The sequence below is a fragment of the Aquisalimonas sp. genome (assembly GCF_007120195.1).
Taxonomy (GTDB): Bacteria; Pseudomonadota; Gammaproteobacteria; order Nitrococcales; family Aquisalimonadaceae; genus Aquisalimonas.
Genome location: NZ_SKOG01000093.1, coordinates 1 through 4,296, shown reverse-complemented (window position 1 = coordinate 4,296; position 4,296 = coordinate 1). Strand labels below are relative to the sequence as shown.

Here is a 4,296-nt window from a genome sequence, read left to right as displayed (position 1 = left end):
GCGTCGGCGTCCAGTTCAACTGGTTCCGGTCTCGCCGGCGCCGGCCTCACGGGGGGCATCGCATCGAAGCGGTAGCCGGGGGTGGATCGCGATAGGGCCATCTCGTCATCGGTCATTTCTTCGATGATGCCCTCGAACAGGGGTGTGGACAGGTAGCGTTCTCCCGTATCCGGTAACATGCAGACGATGTTGGTTCCGGCGGGCGAGCGCCGGGCCAGATTCAGGGCGGCGGCCAGGGTGGCGCCACTTGATGTGCCGACGAAGATCCCCTCCTGCCGGGCGAGTTCCCGGGCGAGTCGAAGCGCCTCGTCCCCGGCCACCGGGACCACCTCGTCCACCAGCCCCTCCGTCATCGCATCCTCGGTGAGCCTGGAGATGAAATCCGGGCTCCAGCCCTGCATCAGGTGAGGACGGAAACTCGGGTGGCTGGCCGCGGGGGCGCCGCGGGGGTCGCGTGGCTGCGGCAGGCCACTTCCCAGTAGCTGGGCGTTGTCCGGCTCGGCGACGACAATGTGGATCTCCGGGTTCGCCTGCTTTAACGCCCTGGCAACACCCTTGAGTGTCCCTCCGGTACCGAAGCCGGACACCCAATAGTGCAAGGGCTCGCCCTCGAAGTCGGCGATGATCTCCTGCGCCGTCGTCTTGAAATGCACGTCGGCGTTGGCTTCGTTCTCGAACTGCCGGCAGAGGAAGTAGCCGTGTCTTGCGGCCAGCTCCACCGCCTTGTTGAGCATGCCGGTGCCCTTGTCAGATGCCGGGGTCAGTACGACTTTGGCGCCCAGAAAACGCAGCAGTTTCCGGCGTTCCACGCTAAAGCTCTCCGCCATCGTGACGACCAGCGGGTACCCCTTTCGGGCGCACACCATGGCGAGCCCGATCCCGGTGTTGCCACTGGTCGCCTCGATCACCGTCTGACCGGGCCGCAGTGCGCCGCTGCGCTCGGCATGCTCGATGACCGCCAGCGCCATACGGTCCTTGATGGAGCCCATGGGATTGAATGCCTCGACCTTCACAAAGATGTTCACGCCGGGTGCGGTAAGCCTGTTGAGCCTGACCAGCGGTGTGCGGCCGATGGTCTCCAGGATGCTGTCGTAGCGGGCCATGGTAAGCCTCCTTAGGTGTTGGGAGCTGCCCTTAGGGATCTCTCGTCTGCCCAGAAGAGTGCGGGAGCAGCGAGGGAGTGAACGTGGAAACCAGCGTGGTTTTTTCGGCCACCGAGCTCGGCTTCGGGTCACTCGGTGGCGACGGCTGACTGCGACGGGCGTGCGGGGCTCTGGGGGCTATGGAGGGTGCGCCGCACCCGCATAGTGCTGTGCTGGTGGATGCTTGGTGCGCGGCACTATAATAAGGGGTCAACCCGTCACTGGGCCAGGCGATGGGGTCAATGCAACTCAACTTCCTCGGTGATCTCGAAGTGCTTCGGGATGGTCAGGTGTTGGCACTTCCCCCCTCGAAGAAGACGCGCGCTCTACTGGCTTACCTTGCCCTGAACCCGCGGTCTTTCAGCCGTGAGCATCTTTGCGACCTGCTGTGGGAGGTTCCCGACGATCCGCGGGGGTCGCTGCGCTGGAGTCTGTCGAAATTGCGGCGGCTCGTGGACGAGCCGGGCCGGCCCCGCATTCTCGCCGATCGGTTCAGTGTCGGGTTCGATGCTGCGGCGTGTGACATGGACGTTGCGAATCTGCGGGGCGTGGTCGAACACGGCGTGGAGCAGACGTCCACCGAGGTGCTCGAGGCGGCAGCCGCGCGTTACCGCGGCAGCTTCTTGGAGGGACTGGACCTCTCGAACCTGCACGATTTCCACAGTTGGTGCGTGGCCGAGCGCGAACAGGCGGCGCGGGCCTACACGACAGTCGTGGCGGCGCTCGTTCAACGGCTGGCGGACGCGCCCGATCAAGCCCTGGCTTACGCCCGCGCCCACGTGCGCCTGGCACCCTACGACGAGACCGTGCGTGCCACGCTAATCCGGTTGCTGGTGTCCCTGGACAGGTCCGATGAGGCCGAGCAGCAGTACCAGCTGGGCGTGCGCATGCTCGCAGAGGTGGGGGTCGCGCCGTCCGGCGCGCTCCATCAAGCCTGGCGTCAGACGCCAGGCCGACGGAGCGCCGGTGCCGTGCTGCCGCCAGATGGCAACCCGCCAACCGCCGCCCTCGCTCGGCCGCCCCCGTCCCGCGGCCTGGTGGGGCGGCACCAGGAGCTGGCGCGTCTAACCGACGCCTTCGCGCGGGCTCGGATGAACAGCCGCGCGGGGTTTGTACTCCTCACCGGTGAACCGGGAATCGGCAAGAGCCGGCTGCTCGAGACGGTCGCGCAGCTGGCACGCGACGCAAGTGCCTTCCTGCTGGAAGCCAGTGCCAGCGAGTTGGATACCATCCGTCCCTTCGCCCTGTGGTTGGATGCATTTCGCCGCCTTGTCGCCGGCCGCGGGGGCGAAATATTCGGGGCCGTGGACTACGACAACCGTGACCGGCTGTTCGGGGCCCTGAGTGGCCGCCTCGCCGACGAATCGGCGGAACGGCCCGTGGTGCTGCTCTTTGACGACATGCAATGGTGCGACGAGTCCAGCGCCGCGGCTTTGCACTATGTGGCAAGAATGAACGAGCGCCGACCACTGTTCGGCGTCCTTGCTGCACGGGATATGGAGCTATGTCGTAACGGCCCCTTGCAGTCGGCACTGCGCGGATTGCACCACGAGGGGTTGATTGAGCAGCTGAATCTGGGGCCCCTGTCCGAGTCTGCTGTTCGCGAACTCATCGGCGAGCACGCGCCGCAGGCGGATAGCGAGCGGCTCAGCAGGCAAAGCGCTGGCAACCCGCTGCTCGCCATCGAGCTGGCCCGGGCCGAGGCGGCAGGGGGAAGCGGTAGCTCGCTGGATGAACTGGTGCGGGAGCGGCTGGCCCACCTTGATGCGGAGGGGGTTGAGGTTCTGCGCTGGGCCGCCGTTCTGGCGCCGCGCATCACCGTGGACTCCCTGGTCCGGGTCACCGGGCGTGCTGCCATACGGATCGGTGACGTATGCGAGGCTGCCGAGCGTATGGGGATCCTGCGGGCCACGGAACGGGGGCTGCGGTTCTCCCACGATCTGGTGGCGCGCAGTGTTTACGCGGCGATCTCGCCGGCGCGTTGCCGGGTGATGCACCGGCGCGTCGCCGAGATGCTGGCGCAGGATACCACTGTGGATCTTGAGTTTGCCGCCGACCTGGCTCAACACGCGCTGCAAAGCGGCGATGCGGAGCTGGCGGCCCAGGCCATGGTCTCCGCAGGGCGTCTGTGCCTGCGATTCTTTGCCAACGAGGACGCACTGATGCTGGCAAGCAAGGGTGTGGCGCTGGCCGAGCAGCTCCCGGACGCCCGCCGGGTCTGCCTGACACTGGAGCTACGCGACATCATTCTCAATGCCGGTCCGCTGGAGGACTGGCAGGCCACCGCAGATGAGCTGGTGGCCCTGGCCGAGCAGGCGCTGGAACATGGGGCCCTTGCCCATGCACGGCTCGGCTACCAGATGGCCAGCACCGTGCGCTGGGCCCACGGGCAGTGGGCGGACGCACAAGAGGAGGCGCTGCAGGCGGAGCGAGTGACGCGTAACGCCAGCGCGCGCGACCACATTATTGCCATGGCGGAGACAGCCAAGTGCCTGGCCATGCTCGAGCGCGACCTCGATCAGGCGAAGGCCATGCTGAGCGAAGCGCAGGCACTCGCCGCACGCGATCGGGTGAGTCACCACGCCATCCCCCTGGCACTCGGCCTGTTGCGTTTCCACGACAACCGGCTTGACGATGCCGAAAGCCACTTCAAGGATGCGCGAACCCTCTGCAAGGCTGGCGGGGATCGCCTCGGCGAGTTCCAGGCCAACGAGTACTTAATGATGATCGCTTTTGAGCGAGCGTTGTACGCTTCGGCGTTGGCGCGCTGCACGGTACTCGTGGAAATTGGCGAAAAACTTCGCGATGGCAGCGAGGCCCCATTCGCACGCGCCGCGGAAGGCCTGTGCCGTTATGCCATTGACGATGACGTGGTACCGCTTGTCGCCTCCCTGGAGGGCCTGCGCAACGCCGATGCCAAGTACCGATTAGCCTACATACTGACCCGCGCAGCACTGATGGACCTGGAGCGCGGCCGCCTGGACAACGCCGTCGCACACGCCCAGGAGGCGCTCACGTATGCGCAGGCCCTGGAACGGCCCACCGAGCTAATGCTGGCCCACTTCGCGCTCGCCGAGGCGTATCGAGCGGCCGGGGACACCGCCGCACACCGGCGGCATACGGCCGCACTGGCTGGATTCGACCAGGCACCGGT

General features: G+C 66.5%; 2 protein-coding genes. One reads left to right on the top strand and one right to left on the bottom strand.

What is annotated here, in order from left to right:
- Positions 1-1,103, bottom strand: a 1,103-nt coding sequence (gene cysK, locus QZT63_RS07365) for a cysteine synthase A (RefSeq protein ID WP_290649909.1), incomplete at its 3' end; no start/stop codon positions are given.
- Positions 1,104-1,384: 281 nt separating this feature from the next.
- On the opposite strand from cysK, the gene QZT63_RS07360 reads away from it, so the two are divergent.
- Positions 1,385-4,296: AAA family ATPase (locus QZT63_RS07360; RefSeq protein WP_290649908.1), on the top strand; the 2,912-nt coding region annotated here is incomplete at its 3' end.